This window comes from Microbacterium sp. LWH3-1.2, from assembly GCF_040675855.1.
GTDB lineage: Bacteria > Actinomycetota > Actinomycetes > Actinomycetales > Microbacteriaceae > Microbacterium.
In genome coordinates, this window is record NZ_JBEGIK010000001.1 from 1,702,478 (window position 1) to 1,722,096 (window position 19,619).

Annotated in this window: 17 protein-coding genes; 12 read left to right on the forward strand and 5 right to left on the reverse strand. The window is 70.2% G+C overall.

Going from position 1 to position 19,619, the window contains the following annotated elements; translation table 11 throughout:
* Nucleotides 1–74: 74 nt before the first annotated feature.
* Both MRBLWH3_RS07890 and MRBLWH3_RS07895 read right to left on the reverse strand, forming a co-directional pair.
* Nucleotides 75–1,022 carry an SDR family oxidoreductase gene (locus tag MRBLWH3_RS07890; RefSeq protein WP_363430284.1) on the reverse strand — a complete coding sequence of 316 codons (948 nt, stop codon included), beginning with the start codon at nt 1,020–1,022 and terminating at the stop codon, nt 75–77.
* Nucleotides 1,023–1,158: 136 nt separating this feature from the next.
* Nucleotides 1,159–2,133 (reverse strand): helix-turn-helix transcriptional regulator, encoded by a 975-nt coding sequence (locus MRBLWH3_RS07895; protein ID WP_363430286.1) that lies wholly within the window; start codon nt 2,131–2,133, stop codon nt 1,159–1,161.
* 61 nt (nt 2,134–2,194) lie between these two features.
* Here MRBLWH3_RS07895 and MRBLWH3_RS07900 point away from each other — a divergent pair, with 61 nt between their 5' ends.
* Nucleotides 2,195–3,250, forward strand: coding sequence for an ATP-binding cassette domain-containing protein (locus MRBLWH3_RS07900; protein ID WP_363430288.1), 1,056 nt, complete (start codon nt 2,195–2,197; stop codon nt 3,248–3,250).
* Complete coding sequence (locus MRBLWH3_RS07905; protein ID WP_363430290.1) at nt 3,247–4,056, forward strand: ABC transporter permease; 810 nt, start codon at nt 3,247–3,249, stop codon at nt 4,054–4,056. Before MRBLWH3_RS07900 ends, MRBLWH3_RS07905 begins: the two co-directional genes overlap by 4 nt.
* A gap of 107 nt (nt 4,057–4,163) precedes the next feature.
* On the opposite strand, the gene MRBLWH3_RS07910 is transcribed toward MRBLWH3_RS07905, so the two are convergent.
* Nucleotides 4,164–5,522 (reverse strand): sensor domain-containing protein, encoded by a 1,359-nt coding sequence (locus MRBLWH3_RS07910; RefSeq protein WP_363430292.1) that lies wholly within the window; start codon nt 5,520–5,522, stop codon nt 4,164–4,166.
* Nucleotides 5,523–5,755: 233 nt separating this feature from the next.
* Here MRBLWH3_RS07910 and MRBLWH3_RS07915 point away from each other — a divergent pair, with 233 nt between their 5' ends.
* Entirely contained in the window at nt 5,756–6,196 is a 441-nt protein-coding gene (locus tag MRBLWH3_RS07915; RefSeq protein ID WP_363430294.1) for a MarR family winged helix-turn-helix transcriptional regulator, read from the forward strand.
* 8 nt (nt 6,197–6,204) lie between these two features.
* On the opposite strand, the gene MRBLWH3_RS07920 is transcribed toward MRBLWH3_RS07915, so the two are convergent.
* Nucleotides 6,205–6,549 carry a hypothetical protein gene (locus MRBLWH3_RS07920; protein ID WP_363430296.1) on the reverse strand — a complete coding sequence of 115 codons (345 nt, stop codon included), beginning with the start codon at nt 6,547–6,549 and terminating at the stop codon, nt 6,205–6,207.
* 157 nt (nt 6,550–6,706) lie between these two features.
* Between MRBLWH3_RS07920 and MRBLWH3_RS07925 the strand changes: the two genes are divergently transcribed.
* The 9 genes from MRBLWH3_RS07925 (at nt 6,707) to ligD (ending at nt 18,391) form a co-directional block, all read left to right on the forward strand.
* Entirely contained in the window at nt 6,707–7,453 is a 747-nt protein-coding gene (locus MRBLWH3_RS07925) for an EAL domain-containing protein (protein WP_363430298.1), read from the forward strand.
* Nucleotides 7,454–7,537: 84 nt separating this feature from the next.
* Nucleotides 7,538–10,570, forward strand: a complete 3,033-nt coding sequence (locus MRBLWH3_RS07930; RefSeq protein ID WP_363430300.1) for a hypothetical protein — start codon at nt 7,538–7,540, stop codon at nt 10,568–10,570.
* A gap of 342 nt (nt 10,571–10,912) precedes the next feature.
* Entirely contained in the window at nt 10,913–11,794 is an 882-nt protein-coding gene (locus tag MRBLWH3_RS07935) for a CHAD domain-containing protein (protein ID WP_363430302.1), read from the forward strand.
* A 78-nt stretch (nt 11,795–11,872) separates the two neighbouring features.
* On the forward strand, nt 11,873–14,332 hold the full coding sequence (locus MRBLWH3_RS07940) for an ATP-dependent helicase (protein WP_363430304.1): 2,460 nt from the start codon (nt 11,873–11,875) through the stop codon (nt 14,330–14,332).
* Between the two features lie 224 nt (nt 14,333–14,556).
* Nucleotides 14,557–15,774 (forward strand): SseB family protein, encoded by a 1,218-nt coding sequence (locus MRBLWH3_RS07945; protein WP_363430306.1) that lies wholly within the window; start codon nt 14,557–14,559, stop codon nt 15,772–15,774.
* An 83-nt stretch (nt 15,775–15,857) separates the two neighbouring features.
* Nucleotides 15,858–16,232 (forward strand): ArsR/SmtB family transcription factor, encoded by a 375-nt coding sequence (locus tag MRBLWH3_RS07950; RefSeq protein WP_363430308.1) that lies wholly within the window; start codon nt 15,858–15,860, stop codon nt 16,230–16,232.
* A complete protein-coding gene (locus tag MRBLWH3_RS07955) occupies nt 16,229–16,705 on the forward strand; it encodes an SRPBCC family protein (RefSeq protein WP_363430310.1) in 477 nt (158 codons plus the stop codon). The genes MRBLWH3_RS07950 and MRBLWH3_RS07955 overlap by 4 nt, the downstream gene beginning before the upstream one ends.
* Before the next feature lie 3 nt (nt 16,706–16,708).
* The gene (locus MRBLWH3_RS07960; protein WP_363430312.1) at nt 16,709–17,305 is read left to right on the forward strand and encodes a dihydrofolate reductase family protein; all 597 of its coding nucleotides are present in this window, start codon (nt 16,709–16,711) and stop codon (nt 17,303–17,305) included.
* A gap of 42 nt (nt 17,306–17,347) precedes the next feature.
* Entirely contained in the window at nt 17,348–18,391 is a 1,044-nt protein-coding gene (gene ligD / locus MRBLWH3_RS07965; RefSeq protein ID WP_363430314.1) for a non-homologous end-joining DNA ligase, read from the forward strand.
* A gap of 37 nt (nt 18,392–18,428) precedes the next feature.
* Here the strand turns inward: ligD and MRBLWH3_RS07970 are convergent, their stop codons facing one another.
* Nucleotides 18,429–19,601, reverse strand: coding sequence for a serine hydrolase domain-containing protein (locus MRBLWH3_RS07970; RefSeq protein WP_363430316.1), 1,173 nt, complete (start codon nt 19,599–19,601; stop codon nt 18,429–18,431).
* Between the last annotated feature and the right edge of the window lie 18 nt (nt 19,602–19,619).

Below are 19,619 nucleotides of genomic sequence, written 5' to 3' on the forward strand. Positions count from 1 at the left end.
AGTCTGCGGCATCCGTCATTCCTCATCCAGGGACTGGGGATCCCACCATTCGCGTTTCGACTCGCTGCGCTCGCTCAACGACCGAGTGGTGCGACCCGCACGCCGGTGAGCTGCTCGGACAGGTCCCACACGCGGCCACCGTCGTTCTCGCTCTCGAGGCGGGAGTACATCGGCTGTTCCGCCGGCAGGCCGCTCAGGTGGCGGAAGCCCTTCGGTCCGTAGAGGTGGCCGCCACGGGCGTCGGGGCTCGTCGCGGCGTAGACCGGTGCCAGCGCCGCCGACGAAGGAGTGCCGAACAGGATACCGCGGCGCGACATCGCCCGGATGAACTTCACCGCCGTCGTATCCGTGGACCGGCCCATGCCCGGCTGCGCGGCGAGCAGGTTCGTCGGCGTGATGCCGGGATGCGACAGGTTGCTCCGGATGCCCCAGCCCGCAGCATCCGATCTCCGCTGCAGCTCCCTCGCGAACAGGCCGAACGCGATCTTCGACGAGCTGTACGCCTTCATCGGGTCGTAGCCGTGCTCCCAATTCGGGTCGTCCCAGTTCACGGCGCCCTGATCGGCGGCGACGCTCACCTGGCTGGTGACGTGCGCCTTCGCCTTGACGAGCAGCGGGAGCAGCTGCGCCACGAGCGCGAAATGGCCGAGGTGATTCGTCGCCAGCTGCAGCTCGAACCCGTCGGCCGTGACCTGGCGGGTCGGCGGGTTCATCACGCCGGCGTTCGCGATGAGGAGGTCGATGGGGCGGCCTTCGTCGTTCAGCCGCGCGGTGAGGGTGGCGATCGAATCGAGCGACGCGAGGTCGAGGGGGAGGACACGGATGCTGCTCTCCGGCGTTCGCCCGCGGATCTGAGTTGCCGCGGCCTCGCCCTTCTGCGGGTTGCGGGCGGGCATGAGGATGTCGGCGCCGGCGCGGGCGAGACGCGCGGCGACCTCGAGGCCGACGCCGTCGCTCGCGCCGGTGACGAGGGCGAGCTTGCCGGTGAGGTCGGGAACGGGGATGTCGAGTGGCTTGGGCATGAGGGCTCCTGTGTCGGTGGGTGCCTCTCATGCTGCGCGCATGGGCGGCGGGGATTCAGGGCGCGGTTATCCGGGGATCGGGGATCCGCGGCTGAGGCTGTGGGAGTCGGGGCGTTGCGGCCGTGGGGCCTCTCGCCTACGGCGCCGGCGCGTCGAGGGCGCGCAGCATCCGTTCCAGCGTCTCGCGCAGCTCCTCCCGGGCCGGCGAGGCGAGATCCGTCGTGTACTCGACTCCCGAGGGGATCCACGACAGGCCGTACATCGTCTCGCGGAAGTCCGCGCCACCTACCGGCCACCGCGTGCGCTCGTCGTCCTCCGCCGACGCCCCCTGGCCCCACTGGCCGAAGTATTCGCGCATCTGCTCCAGGGGCAGCTCCATCACCGCATCCGCCTCGACCGCCTGCCGCGCCCATGAGCGCGCCACGAAGATGAACTCCTCGACCTCCTCCGACGTGAGCGGCTTGGGGGTGAAGAGCACGCGCGTCTGCGCGACATCCGCCAGTCGATCCACGCGAAAAGTGCGCCAGTCGTCCTTGTCGAGGTCCCAGCAGAGCAGGTACCAGTGCCGGTCGGCGGGTGCGAGGGCGTGCGGCTCGACGCGGCGGTGCGTGATCTCGCCCGACGCCGCGGTGTACGTGAAGCGCACGCGCTCGTGGTCGCGGGTGGCCAGTGCCAGCTCGCCGAGCACCTCGCCCGAGACGGCCGCGCCGGCATTGAGTCCCGCGGGCTGTACGGCCTCGGCCAGCGCGGCCACGCGGCGGCGCAGGGGAGCGGGCAGAACCTGCTCGAGCTTCGCGAGCGCGGTGATGGTCGTCTCGGGGCCGCTCACGAGCCGCTGGGATGCTGCCACCCGCAGCCCGATGGCCATCGCCACGGCCTCCTCATCGGTGAGCAGCAACGGCGGCACGGCGCTGCCGGCCTCGAGGCGATAGCCGCCCGCAGCCCCCGGGATGGACTCGATGCGGTAGCCCAGGTCGCGCAGTCGCTCGACATCGCGCCGCACCGTGCGCTCGGTGACGCCCAGCCGGTCGGCCAGCTCAGAACCCGGCCAGTGCCGGTGCGTCTGGAGCAGGTTGAGCAGCGAGAGGGCTCGGGTGGTCGTGTCGGACATGAGAAGAGAATCTCATGCATCGCGGACAGGATCTGTCCGCATCCGCTTCTAGCTTGGGGGCATGGCGAACGAATCGATCATCCAAGCGCAGGGGCTCACCAAGCGCTTCACCGTGAAAGGCAAGACCGTCGAGGCCGTCACCGACCTCGCATTCGAGGTGGCGCGCGGCGAGCTCGTCGCATTCCTCGGACCCAACGGCGCCGGCAAATCGACCAGCCTGCGCATGCTCACGACTCTCATCCCGCCGACGTCGGGCACGGCCCGGGTCGTCGGGTTCGACATCCTCACGCAGCCCGCCGGCGTCCGCGCCCGCATCGGCTACGTCGGCCAGCTCACGAGCGGCAGCTTCTCGCAGCGCGCCCGCGACGAGCTGCTGAGCCAGGGCGCGTTCTATGGCATGTCGAAGGCCGCCGCCCGCACGCGGGCAGACGAGCTCATCGAGTCGCTCGACCTCGCGGGCTTCGCGACCCGCACGGTGCAGCAGCTGTCGGGCGGGCAGAAGCGCCGGCTCGACATCGCGCTCGGGCTCATGCACGCACCGCCGCTGCTGTTCCTCGACGAGCCGTCCACCGGGCTCGACCCGCAGAGCCGCGCCAACCTCTGGCAGCACATCATCGACCTGCGGGCGCAGTACGGCACGACCGTCTTCCTCACGACGCACTACCTCGAGGAGGCCGACCGCTATGCCGAACGCGTCATGGTCATGGATCGCGGGCGGGTCATCGCGGACGACACCGCCGCGCGGCTGAAGGCGGAGCTCGCCGGCGACGTGCTCACCTTCGGCTTCGCAGACGCGACGGATGCCGCCGCCGCCGTCGCCGTGGTGCAGAGGCTCACCGAGCGCGAGGTGCGTAGGGAAGCAGCATCCGTCGTCCTCACGGTCCCGGAGGGCGATGCGCTGCTGCCCGCCGCGGTGCGAGCGCTCGACGCGGCCGGGCTCACGGTGCGGACCGCGACCGGCGTGCCGCCGACGCTCGACGACGTGTTCCTGGTGCTCACCGGACGCACGCTGCGCGAGGCCGGCGAGGGTGAGGGCGAACCGGAGGAGAACACGGATGCTGCCGCCGAGGCATCCGTCGCAGAACAGGTGAACGAGACGACAGGAGCGAAGCGATGAGCGCGCAGATCGAGACCCGGCCCGACACCGCGGTGCGGGCGGACTCCGTCGTGGGAAGGGCAACGCGGGATACCTGGAACGTGCTGACCCGCGAACTGAAGCCGGTGGTGCGCGACCCGTTCACGCTGATCTTCAGCCTTGTGCAGCCCCTGGTGTTCCTCGGGCTCTTCGCGCCGCTGCTGGTCGGGTCGTCCGGTGCGCCTGTGGGGGAGACCCTGCAGTGGTTCGTGCCGGGCGTGCTCGTGATGATCGTGCTGTTCGGCACCGGCGCGACGGGGTCGAACCTGCAGTACGAGATGATGACCGGCTCGCACGAGCGCACGCTGGTCGCGCCGCTGGCGCGGTCGTCGCTGCTGGTCGGCCGTGCGCTCAAGGAGATCGCGCCGATCGTCGTGCAGGCGCTCATCATCGTGCTGATCGCGTGGCCCTTCGGGTTCACGATCAACGTGCCGGGGCTCGTGATCGGGCTCGCCCTGCTCGCGGTCTTCGGTGTCGGTCTCGGCTCGCTGTCCTACACGCTCGCCCTCAAGACGAAGGACCGTGAATGGCTCTTCTGGGGCGTGCAGCAGACGCTGATCTTCCCGCTGCTGATCCTGTCGGGCATGCTCCTGCCGCTGGACGAGGGGCCGGCGTGGATGCGCGCCGTGTCGGCGGTGAACCCGGTGAACTGGGTCGTGCAGGCCGAGCGAGCGCTGTTCGCCGGCGACCTCGGCGCGATCGAGGTGCTGTGGGGCTGGGTGGCGGCGATCGTGCTCGCGGTGGTCGGGCTGACCGTCGGAGTTCGGGCGATGCGAAAGAGCAGCTGACACTCCTCACCGCTCGTTGAGCGGAGGGCGCTCTGGCGCCCGAAGTCGAAACGCCTCGGACCCGGCTGCCTGCGCCGGGCCCGGGGCGTTTCGACTCGCAAGCCCGCTCAACGAGCGGGGATGGCGGGTGTCGCGGGGATGAAGGCGTGGTGGGCGACGGCGACGCGGTCTCCGCCGGCCATCTTCGCCTCGTACATGGCGTGGTCGGCGGCGCGGATGAGCTGGTCCATGACCGGGGCGCTGTCGTTGCCGACGGTGACCACGCCGACGCTCGCCGTGATGGTCAGCGCAGCGGGCAGTCCGTCGTACGGCTCCGCGATCGCCGCGCGGATCCGGTCGGCGAGCGCCGCGGCGTCGATGCTGTCCACTGCGGCGACCGCGATGAATTCGTCGCCGCCGAATCGTCCCAGCACATCCGTTTCACGCATCACTCCGCGCAGCCGCTCGCCGATCTCGCGCAGGAGCGCGTCTCCGGCGGCATGACCGAGCAGGTCGTTCACGGCCTTGAAGCCGTCGAGATCGATGAAGATCACGGTCAGCGCCGAGTAGTCCTGGAAAAGGGTGCGCGTGGCGTCTTCCTCGATCAATCGCCGGTTCGGCAGTCCGGTCACCTCGTCGTGCATGGCCGCGCGCCGCAGCGTGTCTTCGAGACGGATGCGCGCGATCGCCTGGGCGGCCTGATTGGACAGTGCCTCGGCGAGCGGAACGGCCTCTTCGTCGAACTCCCGCGGGTGGTCGAAGAAGCAGACCATCGCACCGACGGCATCACCGTGGGATCTCATCGGCGAGGCGATCGCCGCGTGCACCCCGCCGGCCCGATAGATATCGCTCATGCCGACTCCGGGTGCAGAGGAGTCCGCCTCCTCGGGGGAGCGCACGATCAGCACCTTGCCGCCGTGGAAGGTCGTCGTTCCCGCGGGGCGGAGGCCCTCCGGCCAATGGGCGGCGAGCGGGTTCACCCCGGCGACCTGGATCAGCCCATCGGGCCCGCCGGTATGCACGCTCACCGCGCTCGCGGCGAATGCCCGTTGGGCGACATCCACCAGCAGCTCAGCCGCGTCGACCTCGTTCCTGACGTTGCCGAAGCCGACCGCGGCGTTGAGCAGGATCTGCAGACGCTGCCGGCCGCGCTCGGTCTTGGCCTCGGCGCCCTGGAATCCGAGATTGAAAGAGGACCGCGTCGACACGTCGTAGACGGCGATGCGCTCCACACCGCGCGCGTCCTCACCGAGGGAGCCGACGACCACGGGACGAACAACCCCTGAGACGCCGTGGAGCGTGGCGTCGGTCGGGCGTTCGCCGTCTCTGTCCGCCAACGGCATGCGCAGCGTGAGGCGGGCTTCGAGCGGCTTTCCGATGACGTCCTCGCGGTCGCAGCCCAGCCACTCCAGCACCTGCGAGTTCGCGTCGAGGATCGTCGACGCGTGGTCGACGGCGATCACGCCGCAGGTGGCGAGGCCTAGCATGGGGTGTCCGTGGCGTGCGCGGTGGTCACGACGCGGCATACGATCGGTGCATTGCCGTTGGTCACGATGCCTCCTAGCTTCTGCACGAGGCGGTCGGTGGTGGCGAGACGGCGTGCGACGTCACGTCGGCGGGTGACACAATCCTAGGTGATACTTCGCAAACTTAGTTAGTTTTCTTAAAGATCTGCCCACGAACTATTCAGCTCGCAAGGCGGCTGAGGGAGAATGGCGGCATGGCGAACGAGACCCCGGCGCTGACCCTCGGGCAGGCGCTGCGCCAGTACCTCGACGCGCGCAATGCCGCACTGGTCACGGCGCGCGCCAGCCTCGGGATCACCGACATCGACGCCCGCGCCCTCTTGTTCGTGGTGGGCAACCCCGGAACCCGGCCGACGGCGCTGCGTGAATACCTCGGGATCACGTCGGCCGGAGTGACGACGCTGATCGATCGGCTCGTCAACCGCTCGCTCGTGCGACGTGACGTTGACCCTTCCGACCGGCGCGTCAACCGCATCACGGCGACGATCGACATCGCCGTCGATCCCTGGTCGGTGCTCAACCGGTTCGACGACGACTTCGACGTCGCGGTCGGCGCTGCAGATCAGACGAAGGTCAGCGACTCCGCCGCCCTGCTCGAGGCGTTGACCGCCGCCACGGTCGGCGCGCGGCACTGACCCGTCGCTCAGGCGACGTCGGTGCCCTGATACTCCTGCGACTTCGCCTCGAGGAACGCGCAGAGCTCGGAGACCGCAGCCAACTCGGCGGACAGCTCGAGCAGTCCTGCCGGGTCCAGCACGAGGCTCTCTTCGCGCGGCTCCATCGTCGCGACCCACCGGGAGGCGCCCTGCGTGGCCGGTTGGATGAAGACGCCGGTAGGAGCGTGACCGAGCCGGAAGGCCACTAGGCCGGTGTTCGCCCCGCCCTCGCCGTCCTGCACCATCACGCGTGCGGCGTCGGCCAGAGGCTTCCCTTGCGCACGGTATTCGGCGAGCCAAGACTCCAACGTCTCCAGACTCCGAAACGGCATCGCGATCCTCCTGCTGCCTCTGCGACGACAAAAGTATAGGGATCGGGGGATCTGTCCTCGAAGACCACCCACGCTCGTCGAAGTGCCGGACTTTACCCGATCGTCGTCCCTCGCGCGTCGGCTTGCGAGGGGGCGCTCCGCAGGGCTGACTTGAGGGATGCCCAGCACTGGAGACCTCGCGGATGATCTGGCGGCCGCTGTCGGCGGTTCCGACGTCTTCGCCGTCTATCAGCCCCAGGTGTCACTCGAGAGCGGGTCGATCGTGGCCGCCGAGGCGCTGTGCCGTTGGCGGCATCCGCGGCTCGGTGACATCGACCCCGTGACGATGATCGGCGTCGCCGAGCGCAGCGGATCCATCCACGCGCTCGGCCGGCGAATGCTCGACGAGTGCGTGGACACGCTCGCCGGGTGGCGCGAGACCGGTCGGGACTGGGCAGTCGCCGTCAATGTCTCGCCCGTCCAGTTCGAGGACGAGGCGTTCGCCCGTCACGTGGCCGGTGAGATCTCGCGACGCGAGCTCGCTCCCGGGTCGCTCGTCTTCGAGCTTCCGAACGACCTGCCGCCGGTCGACGGTGGCGCGGTGCTGTCGCAGCTGCACCTGCTGCGCGAGATCGGCGTGGAGTTCTCGATGGCCGGGTTCGGCGCCGGTCCCTCTTCGCGCGGGCTGCTCCCGCGGCTGCCGCTCACCGAGGTGAAGCTGCCGGGATCCCTCGTGCGGGCGGCGGACGGCGACACGCTGTCCGCGCTGCGCGACGAGGTCCGGATCGCACGGGAGCACGGGCTGCGCGTGGTGGCCGAGGGCATCGAGACCCTGACCCACCTCGACGTCGCGGTGGCACTCGGATGCGATCGTGCGCAGGGCTTCCTGATCCGGCAACCGGACTCCGAGATCGTCTTCCCGTGAACCGCTCCGCCCCTCGGCAACATGTCGGCAACGGTTCGGTGCACCGGTCGAAGGGGGCCTCCGCGGCGGATCTAGGATCAGAGGATGACGACGGCGCGACGGCGAGGCATCCTCGCTGTCGTCACCGCGATCATCCTGCTGGCGCTCGGCGCCGGGGTCGCCGTCGCCGTCGGCGACGCGCTCGGCATCCGCACCGAGCCCTCGGCCCAGATGGAGCCGGCCGCCCCGGTCGTGCCCGCGGTCGCCGAGGCGGTTCTGCCGCCGTCCTTCACCTTCGATGCTCCCGACACCGAGCGCGTGTCGGTCGCACTGGAGGAACTGACGGATGCTGCGGCCGCAGCATCCGCAACCTCCGGCGAAGCCGTGCTCACGGTGCGGATCGACCCGACCCTCGTCGCGACCGATGACGCGTACACGCTCGAAGGGGATGCCGCGTCGCTGCTCGTCCGCGCCGGCAGCGAAGCCGGCGTCACGCGCGGCATCTACGACCTCAGCAACCAGGTGCGCGCCGCCGCGCCGCTCACCGAGCTCATCGGCGAACACGAGGCCTCGCGCCTGGCGGTGCGCATGACCGATCTCGGCGCGGTCGGCGTGATCCCCGACCCGGCGCAGTGGAAGGCGGGCGACGACTACTCGCACGCGTCGAAGGCGTTCGCGGCGGTGGTGCAGGCCGAGCCGCCGTACGTCGACCAGACCGCCCTCGCCGCGGCGTTCGAGGACTTCGACGGGTTCCTGCGACACTCGCTCGCGAACGGGTTCAACGCCGTCGCGTTCCCCGGATTCGTCGAGTACGTGACGTTCGACGACGCTCCCGACGGCCCGGTCTACGCGGACGGCGACGATCACCGAGACAAGGCGCTGGCGCTCCGCGACGCGTACGCACCGTTCTGGGAGCGCGCCGACGAGCTCGGCATGAAGGTGTTCCTGCGCACCGACATGCTCGCCTTGACCGGGCCGCTCGAGCAGTACCTCGCTGAGGAGTTCGGCTCGCTCGACACCGAGAACCCCGAGCTGTGGAGCGTCTACACCGCCGGCCTCGACGAGCTCTACGACGCCGTGCCCGCGCTCGACGGGGTGCTCATCCGCATCGGCGAGGCGGGTCCGGTCTACGACGTGGGCGGTTGGGACTACTACTCCGCGCTCGAGGTGACCTCGGTCGACGCCGTGCGCACGATGCTCGAGGCGTTCACGGGGCAGGCCGAGGCATCCGATCGGGAAGTGATCTTCCGCACGTGGTCGGTGGGGGTCGGCGCCGTCGGCGACATGCACACCAACAGCGCGTCATATCAGGCGGTGCTGGGCGGTATCGATTCGCCCGCGCTGATCGTGTCGACGAAGTACACGCTCGGCGACTTCTACACGTGGCTGCCCCTGAACGACACGCTCGAACAGGGGGCCCAGCGGCGCATCGTCGAGTTCCAGAGCCGGCGTGAGTTCGAGAACTTCGGCGCGTTCCCCAACGACCTCGGCCCGCAGTACCAGGGGGCGTTGCAGCAGCTGCTCGCCGCGAACGACCAGGTCGAGGGTGTCTGGGTCTGGACTCAGGACGGCGGACCGTGGCGAGCCGGACCCATGTCGCTGTACCTGAAGTCCGGGTTCTGGCAGCTGTACGAGCTGAACACGCAGCTCGCAGCATCCCTCGCGCAGGATCCCGAGGCCGACGTCGCCGGCATCACCGCCGCGTGGGCGCGCGAGTACTTCTCCGAAGACCCCGCCACCGTCGAAGCGATCGTCGCGGCGATGACGCACTCCCGCGACGCGATCGCCGAGGGCATGTACGTTCCGCAGTTCGCCGAGCAGCGGGTGTTCGCCATCGGGCTCGAGCCGCCGCCCATGATGTGGATCTTCGAGTGGGACATTCTCACCGGCGACTCCGCGGTGCTCGATGTGCTGTACTCGATCGTCCGCGACAGCGGCCCCGACGGCGTCGAGGCGGCGATCGCCTCCGGAGCGGACGCGGTGGCCGCGGTCGAGCAGATGCGCGATCTGGTCTCGGAGACGGATGCTGCCACCTGGCACTCCGCCGACATCCGGGCCGCGTACCTGAACACGCTCGACTACGAGCTCGACACCCTGCGGCTCCTCGAGGCGTATCGCGCGATGATCCTGCACCAGGGGCAGTGGCACGACACGCTCTCGCCCGAGGCGCATGCCCGGTGGGACGCGGACCGTGCCGTCTACGAGGAGCGTGCGGCAGAGCACCTCGAGGCGTACGAGGGGAACATCGACTACCCGGCGTTCAACCTCACCGCCGCGCAGCTGGGCGTGGACCGCGGGCAGCGCGACGAGACGATGGCGTGGTTCGCGCGCGTGCTGCTCGTGCTCGCCGCCGCCTGGGTCGTGATCGGCATGCTCGCCGCCCGCACGCGCCTGGTGGCGAAGCCCGGCGCCGCGGCGGCGCGCGCGACGTGGATCGCCTCGACCCGGCCGTGGCGGGCCCGCGAGTCGACTCTCGGCATGCTCGAGCTCGACCGATGGCTGCTGCTGGTCGTGCCCGCCGGGCTGCTGATCGCGACGCGCGCCGTGCAGACGTCGTTCCTGTCGTGGACGCACCTCGCCGTCGTCATCGGCGCCTGGGTCGTGTTCGCCCTCGCGCTGCGCCTGTTCGTCTGGGAGCGCTCGCCGTGGCCCGTCATCGCCGCCGTCGGCGGTGTCGTGATGCTGCGCTGCATCGTGACGCTGTTCGCCCTGTCGTTCACCGGACCGGGCGGCTACTGGTTCGCGTTCTGGACCGACCCCGTGCTGCGGACCGTGTACATCACCGTCGCGTTCGCGCTGTTCGTCTGGGTGTTCGTCGCTGCCGGCTGGGCGCTCGCGGCGCAGGTGCGCGCACGGCGCGCGACCGGGTACGTGCTCGCCGCTGCGGGCGCGGGGCTGCTCGTGCCGGCGGTCGTCGTCGGGTTCGTCGGCCTCGAGACCGCGCTGAGCCTGTGGAACGACGAGTTGGGCCTGCTCCCGTGGGGCCTCGCGCGCATCCTCGGCATCACCACGTACCTCGAGATCCCCGATGCCACCCCCTGGGCCGCGTCCGCGTTCGGTGGTGCGCTGGTCATCGTCGGACTGCTGCTCGCGGTGCCATGGCGACGGCGGCGGGGCGCAGCATCCGTTCCCTCCTGAAGGGGAGTCCGAGACCGGGTGTTCACCATGCGCTCACGAAGGCGCGAACGCGTTTCCGGCGTCAGCCGTCGGCGCCGAGCACGATCTCGTGGGAGAGGGCGTCGCTCGTGTCCACGTGGCGGAGCGCCACGTCGGCAGCCGCCTCGGCGTCTCGACCCGCAAGGGCGTTGACCAGATCCCGGTGCTCGGCGAGCAGGATCTCGGGGGAGCGGCTCTGACGCAGCTGCCAGTGCCGAGGAACGAGCCGACACCCGAGGGGGTGTGTCGACGAGGGTTCGGCCGGACGCGTACCGATTGCTCGCGCCGCTGGCTCTCGTTGCGGCGCCTCTCTAGGCTCGGGGGATGGGCAGGCAGCGCGAGGATCCCACCGTCGGAGACGTGCTCGGAGAGATCCTGCGCCGCACGGCGGCCGAGGTCGAGGACACCGCCGCTGCCGCCCTGGCGGACGAGCCGGACGGCGTGCATCAGCACCGCGTGCGGGTGCGGCGGCTGCGGAGCGTGCTCGGCGGTTTCCGCCAGGCCCTCGACACGCGCGCGGCGGAGCGGCTGCGGGTGGCGTACGCCGAGTGGGGGCGCGAGCTCGGCGTCGTGCGCGACATCGAGGTGCGGGCCGACGTCGCGGAAGAGATGCTGGAGCGCGCCGAGATCGACGACCCCGCGGTGCGGCGCCGGCTGGTCGAGAGCGAGCGCGACCTCTACCCGGCCGCGCACGAGCGGCTCGTGGAGCTCGCGCGTTCGCCGCGATCGGAGGAGCGCGCCCGACTGCTGCGCGAGTTCGTCGATCCCGCGGTCGTCGACGACCCGGATCAGCCTGCAGCCGACGTGTTCGCGGCCGTGCTGGCGAAGCAGGCGCAGCGCGTGGCGAAGGCCGAGGCCCGCCTCGACGGCTCGGACGATGCTCACCACGAGCTGCGCAAGGCCGCGCGCCGCACGCGGTACGTCGCCGAGGCGATCGCCGACGTCGCTCCCGATCTGTTCCCCCAGGAGGTCGAGGCCATCGCGGAGGCCGGCGACGACCTGCACGACGCGCTCGGTGGGCACCGCGACGCGATGCTGCTCGCACACCGGGTCGCGCACGAAGGTGCCCTCGCCGGCCGAGCGGGCGAGCTGTCCGACGCCTACGACACGATCGCCGGGCTGCTGCGCGACGAGGCGGAGAAACGGCTCGCCGAGGTGTCGCCGGCGCTGCGGAAGCTGAAGGCGGCTGCCTCGCGGCTGCCGTGAGTCACAGCATCCGCCGCGCGTGAACGGCACGACGCCGGCGGCATGGGTGTCGGCGCACGCGCCTAGACTTGACGGGCAATGACGGACGCCAGCACCCCCATCATCGTCGGCAGAGACATCGGTCCCCAGGGCCCCGCCGCACGCCTCGACGACGACCTCCTCGAAGGGCTCAACCCGCAGCAGCGGGAGGCCGTGACGTACCGAGGGCAGGCGCTGCTCATCGTAGCCGGCGCGGGCTCCGGCAAGACGAGCGTGCTGACACGGCGCATCGCGTCGCTGCTGCGAGGCCGCGAGGCGTGGCCGAGCCAGATCCTCGCGATCACGTTCACCAACAAGGCCGCGGGCGAGATGCGCGAGCGCGTCGAGCACCTCGTGGGCGACTCGTCGCGCGGCATGTGGATCTCGACGTTCCACTCCGCGTGCGTGCGGATCCTCCGGCGCGAGGCGGAGCAGTTCGGCTTCACCAAGTCGTTCACGATCTACGACTCCGGCGACTCGCGAGCCCTCATCAAGCGCCTGGTCAAGGAGCACGAGGCCGACGCGTTCGGGCTCACGCCGGCGGCCACGCAGTCGAAGATCTCCCGTCTGAAGAACGAGCTGGCGGATGCCGAGTCCTACGCCCGCTCAGCCAACATGAGCGACCCTGCCGAGCGCGTCTTCGTCGAACTGTTCGGCGCATACCAGCGCGAGCTGCAGAAGGCGAACGCGTTCGACTTCGACGACCTCATCGGCCAGACGGTCTTCCTGTTCCGCGCGTTCCCGCAGGTCGCCGACGTCTACCGACGGCGCTTCCGGCATGTCCTGGTCGACGAGTACCAGGACACCAACCACGCGCAGTACGCGCTGATCCACGAGCTCACGCGTCCGCCCGGATCGGATGCTGCGCCCCTCGCCGCGTCGGGCGGCATGATGATCTTCGAGCCCGAACCGGCCGCAGAAGACGGTGCCTCGCTGACAGTGGTCGGCGACTCCGATCAGTCGATCTACGCGTTCCGCGGCGCCGACATCCGCAACATCAGCGAGTTCGAGAAGGACTACCCGGGCGCCAAGGTCGTGCTGCTCGAGCAGAACTACCGGTCGACGCAGAACATCCTGTCGGCGGCGAACGCGGTCATCGGCCACAACTTCGACCGCAAAGACAAGAAGCTCTGGACCGACGTCGGGGAGGGCGAGCAGATCGTCGGCTTCACCGGCTACTCGCAGCACGACGAGGCGCAGTTCGTCGCCGACGAGATCGAGGCGCTGCGCCGCGCCGGCGTCGACTACTCGCAGATCGCGGTGTTCTACCGCACGAACTCGCAGTCGCGCGCGCTGGAAGAGATCTTCATCCGCTCGGCGCTGCCCTACAAGATCATGGGTGGCACGAAGTTCTACGAGCGCGCCGAGATCAAGGACGCCCTCGCGTACCTCGTCGCGGTCGCGAACCCCGCCGACGAGATGGCCATGCGCCGCATCATCAACCGGCCGCGACGCGGCATCGGCGACGTGACGATCGAGACGATCTCGCGGTACGCGGCCGATCAGCAGATCACGTTCCGGGACGCGCTCGCGAACTCGTCGGCCCTGGGGGTCGGGCCCAAGATCCAGGCGGCCGTCGCGCATCTCGACGCAGTGCTGGCCGAGGCCTCCGAGATCATGCTCCCGTCCTCGGGCGAGCTCGCTCCGCCCACCGCCGTCGCTGAGGGCCTCACCCTGCTGCTCAACAAGAGCGGCTATTACGACGCGCTGCGGGCCAGTAAGGACGCGCAGGACGAGGCGCGCATCGAGAACCTCGACGAGATGGTGGCCGTCGCCCGCGAGTTCGCGCGCAACAACCCCGAGGGAACTCTGCTGGACTTCCTCACCGAGGTCGCTCTGGTGTCGGATGCCGACGACCTCGAGGATGCATCAGGCTCGGTGTCGCTCATGACGATGCACACGGCGAAGGGCCTCGAGTACGACGCCGTCTTCGTGACGGGAGTCGAAGAGGACCTCATCCCGCACCGGATCTCGGCGGGGGAGCCCGGCGGTCCGCAGGAGGAGCGTCGGCTGTTCTATGTCGGCATCACGCGCGCTCGCAAGCGCCTGTACCTCTCGCTCGCGATGACCCGAGCTCAGTTCGGCGAGGTCACGGTCGCGATGCCAAGTCGTTTCCTTCAGGAGATCCCCGCCGAGCTGCTGCACTGGCGCCAATCGCCGGGCGACGTGAACTCGCGGGGCGGCACGCAGTCACGCGCGCTCAACGCACGACGCGGCTCGGGGTCGGGCTCCGGGTTCGGCGGTTCAGGCAGCCGGCGCTACGGCGATGATCTGGTGCCGCTGGCGCGCCGCGAGCCGTCGGGCAACCTCGAGCGCTTCGCGAACAAGATCCCCGCCAAGGTGCGCGACAACGGGGACCTCGAGCTGGCGCCCGGTGACCGCATCCGTCACGACGACTTCGGTGAGGGCCGCGTCGACGCCATCACCGGCGAGGGCGCCAAGCGCGTCGCGCACGTGCGGTTCGACTCGGCCGGCCCGAAGAAGCTGCTGATCAAGATCGCCCCGATCACGAAGCTCTGACGAGCGGCGGCTCACTCCCGGCGAGAACCTCCCTCGATCAGCAGGTGGTGGTGGGCCAGGCGGCGGAGCACGGCCGGGGCGGCATTCCATCCCGCCGCCTCCAAGGCTCCCCGCCGTCGCGGCGTCGGCGCCCTCGCGAGATTCCGGGGACGCCGTGCAGCCTCTCTCAGCGATCCTGAGAACGGCACGCGATCGGGCAGAGCACGGCGGGTTAGGCTCGCACAATGGCCTTGTTCTCGCGCCGTCCGAAGAAGCCCGCCGCGCAGCCGCCGACCTTCCCCGAGCCCTCGCCGGCCGACGAGGTCACGGCCGAGAGGGCGGCCGCTGCCCCGGCTGGGGCGCCGTCACCCGACGAGGCGACCGGCGCCGCTGTCGGCGATGCGCCTTCCGCCGCCGTCAGCGACGCACTCTCTGCGGGAACGGATGCTGCCGCCCGACCTGCGCTTGAAGACCCCACGCGCGACGTGCCTGCTGAAGATGCGGCGACGAATGCTGCAGCATCCGTGTCCATCTCCGTCTCGTCGTTCGGCGGGCTCGGGGTGTCGCCGGCGACCTCTCAGCCGGCGGAGCCGCGCGAGCCCCAGGCCGGTGAGACCGTGCCGCCGGGGCCGAAGCCCCGCCTCGGCGCCCGCGAGTGGATGCGCACGGCGCCCGAACAGACCGAGACTGTCCCGGGGCTGCGCGACAACGTGCTGCTGCGCGCCGCGCTCGGGCGCATCGGCGACGCTCCGGCCTCGCAGGCGCTGCTCGACGTCACGCGGCAGCTGCTGCAGGGGCACGTGTTCCTGCGGGTCAAGGGCGACGCGCGTGCGCTCCTCGCCGAGGGGAAGGGGCTGCCGCTCGCGATCGCGAACTCGGGAGAGCGGACCTTCGCGCTCGTCTACTCGAGCGGCGCCGCGCTGCAGGCGAGCGTCAAGGCCGACGGCGACGCCGAGACTTCGGCGATGGGCCAGCCTGTGCTCACGGTGCTGCGGCACGTGTTCGCGAGCTCGTACGACGGGATCATCATCGACCCCGCGTCGTCGCCGTCGCGCGCGGTGCTGCCGAAGGCGCTGCTGCAGCGTGCCGTCGAGCAGGCCGACCCCCAGCTGACGGTCAAGACGCTCCTCGCTGCGGAACGCACGCCCGAGACCAACGCCGAGCTCGCCGAGGCGCTCACACGCGTTCCGCTCTGGGTCGCTGTCGGGGTCTCGGACAGCGGCTCACCCGGGATCGCCGAAGCGCGCGATGCCGAGGGGCGCCGCTTCCTCGAGGTCTACTCGCACCCGCTCGAGGTCGCGGTCATGGGTCGTGGCGACAACGCCGGCCCCATCACTCCCGCCCAGCTCGCGAAGGCGCTGGGCACCGACGAGGGACTCGCGGGCCTCTTGGTCGACCCCGCGGGGCCTTGGATCCGCCTCAGTCGTGGGGACCTCGCACCCCTCCTCGCCCTCGCGGACTGAGAGGCACGAGCAGGGGGGTTGACACCGCTCCGATCGCGCGTACTCTATTCAACATAAGCGTTGATAAAGGGATGCGTTGAGCAATGGACGATGACCGGCTCGATCGAGCTTTCGTGGCGCTGGGCGATCCGGTCCGCCGCGCGATCATCGCGCGGCTGAGCCGCGGGCCGGCGACGGTGGGCGAGCTCGCCGAGCCGTTCCCCATCACCATGCAGGCGGTCTCGCGCCACATCAAGGTGCTCGAAGACGCCGGGCTCGTCACGCGCTCGCGCGATGCGCAGCGGCGACCCGTCCACCTCGACGCCGCGGCGCTCGAGGATCTCACCGCATGGATCGACCGCTACCGGCTCGACGCCGAGCGCGCCTACCGGCGGCTCGACGCGGTGCTCGCGGCGGCAGCATCCGTCCCCACAGCAGCAGCCCCTCGCAGGACCGACACGAAGGAGAAGGAATCATGAGCAACCCGCTCATCATCGAAGCCGTTCCGGGCACGTCGTATGCCGACATCACGCGGGAGTTCGATGCTCCCGTCGAGGCGCTGTTCCGGGCGCATGCCGATCCGGAGCTCTTCCAGCAGTGGATCGGACCCGGCGAGGAGCGCACCGAGATCACGCACTGGGACTTCCGCACCGGCGGCGGCTACCGCTTCGTGCAACGCGACGGGAGCGGCGAGTATGCGTTCCGCGGCGTGTTCCACACGGTGCGCGAGAACGCGCTGATCATCCAGACCTTCGAGTTCGAGGGCTGGCCCGACGAGGTCAGTATCGACTGCATCCGCTTCGAGGCGCTCGAGGGCGGTCGCTCGCGGATCGTCGACCACAGCGTGTTCTCGACCGTCGAGGTGCTCGCGAACATGCAGTCCGAGGGCATGGAGCGCGGCATGCGCGAGGGCTACGACAAGCTCGACGGGCTGCTCGCGGCGGAGGGCTGACCCATGGGCAAGGTCGTGACGTCGGCGTCGATGTCGTTGGACGGCTTCGTCGCGCACGAGAACAACGATCCGGGGCGCCTCTTCGACTGGTACGAGGCCGGTGAGGTCGAGGTCCTCACCGCGAGCGAGCCGGCGTCGTTCCATCTCACCCCGACCAGTGCGGATCACTGGCGCAGCTTCATCGGGGAACTCGGATGCCTCGTGGTCGGCCGCCTGCTGTTCGACATCACCGACGGCTGGAGCGGCGTGCACCCGCTGGGCGTGCCGTTCGTCGTGCTCACGCACGAGGCCCCGCAGGGCTGGGCCCATGCCCACACCGGGAATGCGCATTTCGTGACCGACGGGATCGAGGAGGCAGTGGCGAAGGCCCAGGAGCTCGCCGGCGATCGCACGGTCGCGGTGGCCGCCGGTACCGTCGCCGGCCAGGCGCTCGCCGCGGGGCTCGTCGACGAGGTCGCGGTCGACCTCGTGCCGGTCGTGCTGGGGGAGGGGCATCGGTACTTCGCCGAGGTCGATCCCGCGGCGGTGCGACTGGGCGATCCGACGGTGGTCATCCCGAGCGCCCGCGTGACGCACATGGTGTTCCCGGTCGAGCGGTGAGCGGGGTGACGGATGTCGCGACCGGCCGCTAGCGTCTGATCCATGGCGTCCCCGCGGATCACCCTCACCGTGCCCGGCCCCGACGGCGATCGCGAGGTGGGGATCTCGAATCCCGACCGGGTGATCTGGCCAGAGGCCGGCATCACCAAGCGCGATCTCGCGGAGTACCTCATCGCGGTCTCCGGGCCGTTCCTGGCGGCGAACGGCGACCGCCCCGTGTCGCTCGAGCGGTTCCCCGAGGGTGTCGACGGCGAACGGTTCTACTCGAAGAACCCGCCGAAGGGGGCGCCAGCCTTCGTCGAAGCCCAGACCGTGACGTACAACAGCGGGCGGCGGCATCCGCAGATCATCCTCACCGAGATCGCCGCGGCGGTCTGGGCCGTGCAGATGAACACCATCGTCTTCCACCCGTGGGCGTCGCTGACGGCGAACACCGACAATCCCGTCGAGCTGCGCATCGACCTCGACCCGCAGCCGGGGACGGATTTCACGGATGCCGCGGCCGTCGCCCCTGCGATGCGCGACGTGCTCGCCGAGGCGGGGTTGACCGCGTTTCTGAAGACCAGCGGCAACCGCGGCATCCACGTGTTCTGTCCGATCGAGCCGGAGTGGGAGTTCCTCGACGTGCGCCATGCGGTCATCGCGGCGGGCCGCGAGCTGGAACGGCGCCTCCCCGACAAAGTCACGATGAACTGGTGGAAGGAGGAGCGCGGCGAGCGCATCTTCATCGACTTCAACCAGGCCAACCGCGACCGCACGATGGCCGGCGCCTACAGTCCGCGCGCGCTGCCGACCGCGACGGTGTCGACGCCGCTCGCCTGGGAAGAGCTGGAGGCCGGGGTCGACCCGGCGGACTTCACCGTGCGGACCGTTCCGCGGCGCCTCGCCGACGTCGGCGACCCGTGGGCCGACCTGCTCGCGAAGCCGGGGCGCATCGACACGCTGCTGGAGTGGTGGCACCGCGACCTCGACGACGGGCTCGGCGAGCTGCCGTTCCCGCCGGACTTCCCCAAGATGCCGGGCGAGCCGCCGCGCGTGCAGCCGAGCCGCAAGAACGAGGCGAACTGGCCCAAGGACGAGGCCTGACGGGGCAGCCGCGAGGCGGCCGCGCGATCGGCCGGTCTCACTCGGAGTCGTCCGAGAGGTCGGCGAGGAGCAGGACAGCGAGTCCCACTGCCGTCGCACTCGCGTAGCCGTGATTGCCGCGCTCGTCGTCGATCGTGACCTCGGAGGCGATCACGGCGACGGCATCCCTGACCGGGTCGATGACGACCGCCGTTCCGCCCTCGCCCTGGGCGTAGAACACGCCGCGCTGCGGGTCGACCCACCACTGGTAGCCGTAGGCGATCGTTCCGTAACCGACGGTGGCGACGACGGGACTGGTGGCCTGGACGGCCCACGTGGCCGACACCACCTGCTCGTCGTCCCAGGCGCCCTCGTCGAGCATGAGCTGGCCGATGCTCAGAAGATCCGATGGGCGCAGCCGCAGGTGCGTATAGCCGAGATTCACCCCTTGCGGGTCGGCGGGCCAGGCCACGTCGGCTTCCTGGTACTCCCGGAGAAGTTCCTGGGGGTCGCGACCGGCCGCGAACCGCTCTTCCCACAGGGGCGCGGTGTCGATGTCGAGCGGCTCGAACAGCACCTCGTCCGCGAACCGGAACGGCGACATCCCCGTGGCCTCGGCGACGATGGCGGCGAGGATGTGCGTGCCCGGGTCGGAGAAGAGGAACCGCCCGTCGCCCGGCCCGCGGGATGCGCGATCCGCGAGGATCGCGGCGACCCAGTCCGGCTGCGCATAAAGGTCGGCCGGCGTTCCGCGGATGTCGCGCTCTTCGGACATCGGCGCGAAGTTGGCCGTATGGGTGAGCACGGCCTTCAGCTGGATGGCCGCCGTCTCGGCGGTGAGAACGGCCGCGTAGGCGGGGAGCAGCTGACCGAGTGTGGCGTCGACGCCTGAGATGAGTCCGCGGTCGATCGCGATGCCGATGAGGGTCGAGGTCACCGCGCGTGTGACGCCTCGCACGTCCCAGGTGTCGTCCGCGGTCGACTCCTGATACTGCTCGTAGACGAGTTCCCCGTGCTGCTGCACGAGGACTGCGCGCACGGCATCCTCGCCGTACAGCGTGCCGAAGATGGATTCGATGTCTTCGCGGATGGCATCGGTGGGCTGCGGCTTCTCGGGCAGAGAAAGGGCTGACGAGCAGCCGGAGACGAGCAGCGCCCCGAGCACAGCGCACATCAGCGAGATCCGCGTGCCGGCACGACCGCGGGAATCCTGGTGGTCTCGGCGGGCCATGGATGCCTCCATCAGCAG

What these genes read in the sequence shown, in the direction of transcription:
- ligD (WP_363430314.1), top strand. Translation starts at nt 17,348, where the DNA reads ATGGCGTCCCCGCGGATCACCCTCACCGTGCCCGGCCCCGACGGCGAT.
- MRBLWH3_RS07960 (WP_363430312.1), top strand. Translation starts at nt 16,709, where the DNA reads ATGGGCAAGGTCGTGACGTCGGCGTCGATGTCGTTGGACGGCTTCGTC.
- MRBLWH3_RS07915 (WP_363430294.1), top strand. Translation starts at nt 5,756, where the DNA reads ATGGCGAACGAGACCCCGGCGCTGACCCTCGGGCAGGCGCTGCGCCAG.
- MRBLWH3_RS07900 (WP_363430288.1), top strand. Translation starts at nt 2,195, where the DNA reads ATGGCGAACGAATCGATCATCCAAGCGCAGGGGCTCACCAAGCGCTTC.
- MRBLWH3_RS07950 (WP_363430308.1), top strand. Translation starts at nt 15,858, where the DNA reads ATGGACGATGACCGGCTCGATCGAGCTTTCGTGGCGCTGGGCGATCCG.
- MRBLWH3_RS07910 (WP_363430292.1), bottom strand. Translation starts at nt 5,522, where the DNA reads ATGCTAGGCCTCGCCACCTGCGGCGTGATCGCCGTCGACCACGCGTCG.
- MRBLWH3_RS07940 (WP_363430304.1), top strand. Translation starts at nt 11,873, where the DNA reads ATGACGGACGCCAGCACCCCCATCATCGTCGGCAGAGACATCGGTCCC.
- MRBLWH3_RS07925 (WP_363430298.1), top strand. Translation starts at nt 6,707, where the DNA reads ATGCCCAGCACTGGAGACCTCGCGGATGATCTGGCGGCCGCTGTCGGC.
- MRBLWH3_RS07945 (WP_363430306.1), top strand. Translation starts at nt 14,557, where the DNA reads ATGGCCTTGTTCTCGCGCCGTCCGAAGAAGCCCGCCGCGCAGCCGCCG.
- MRBLWH3_RS07930 (WP_363430300.1), top strand. Translation starts at nt 7,538, where the DNA reads ATGACGACGGCGCGACGGCGAGGCATCCTCGCTGTCGTCACCGCGATC.
- MRBLWH3_RS07905 (WP_363430290.1), top strand. Translation starts at nt 3,247, where the DNA reads ATGAGCGCGCAGATCGAGACCCGGCCCGACACCGCGGTGCGGGCGGAC.
- MRBLWH3_RS07935 (WP_363430302.1), top strand. Translation starts at nt 10,913, where the DNA reads ATGGGCAGGCAGCGCGAGGATCCCACCGTCGGAGACGTGCTCGGAGAG.
- MRBLWH3_RS07970 (WP_363430316.1), bottom strand. Translation starts at nt 19,601, where the DNA reads ATGGCCCGCCGAGACCACCAGGATTCCCGCGGTCGTGCCGGCACGCGG.
- MRBLWH3_RS07920 (WP_363430296.1), bottom strand. Translation starts at nt 6,549, where the DNA reads ATGCCGTTTCGGAGTCTGGAGACGTTGGAGTCTTGGCTCGCCGAATAC.
- MRBLWH3_RS07955 (WP_363430310.1), top strand. Translation starts at nt 16,229, where the DNA reads ATGAGCAACCCGCTCATCATCGAAGCCGTTCCGGGCACGTCGTATGCC.
- MRBLWH3_RS07895 (WP_363430286.1), bottom strand. Translation starts at nt 2,133, where the DNA reads ATGTCCGACACGACCACCCGAGCCCTCTCGCTGCTCAACCTGCTCCAG.
- MRBLWH3_RS07890 (WP_363430284.1), bottom strand. Translation starts at nt 1,022, where the DNA reads ATGCCCAAGCCACTCGACATCCCCGTTCCCGACCTCACCGGCAAGCTC.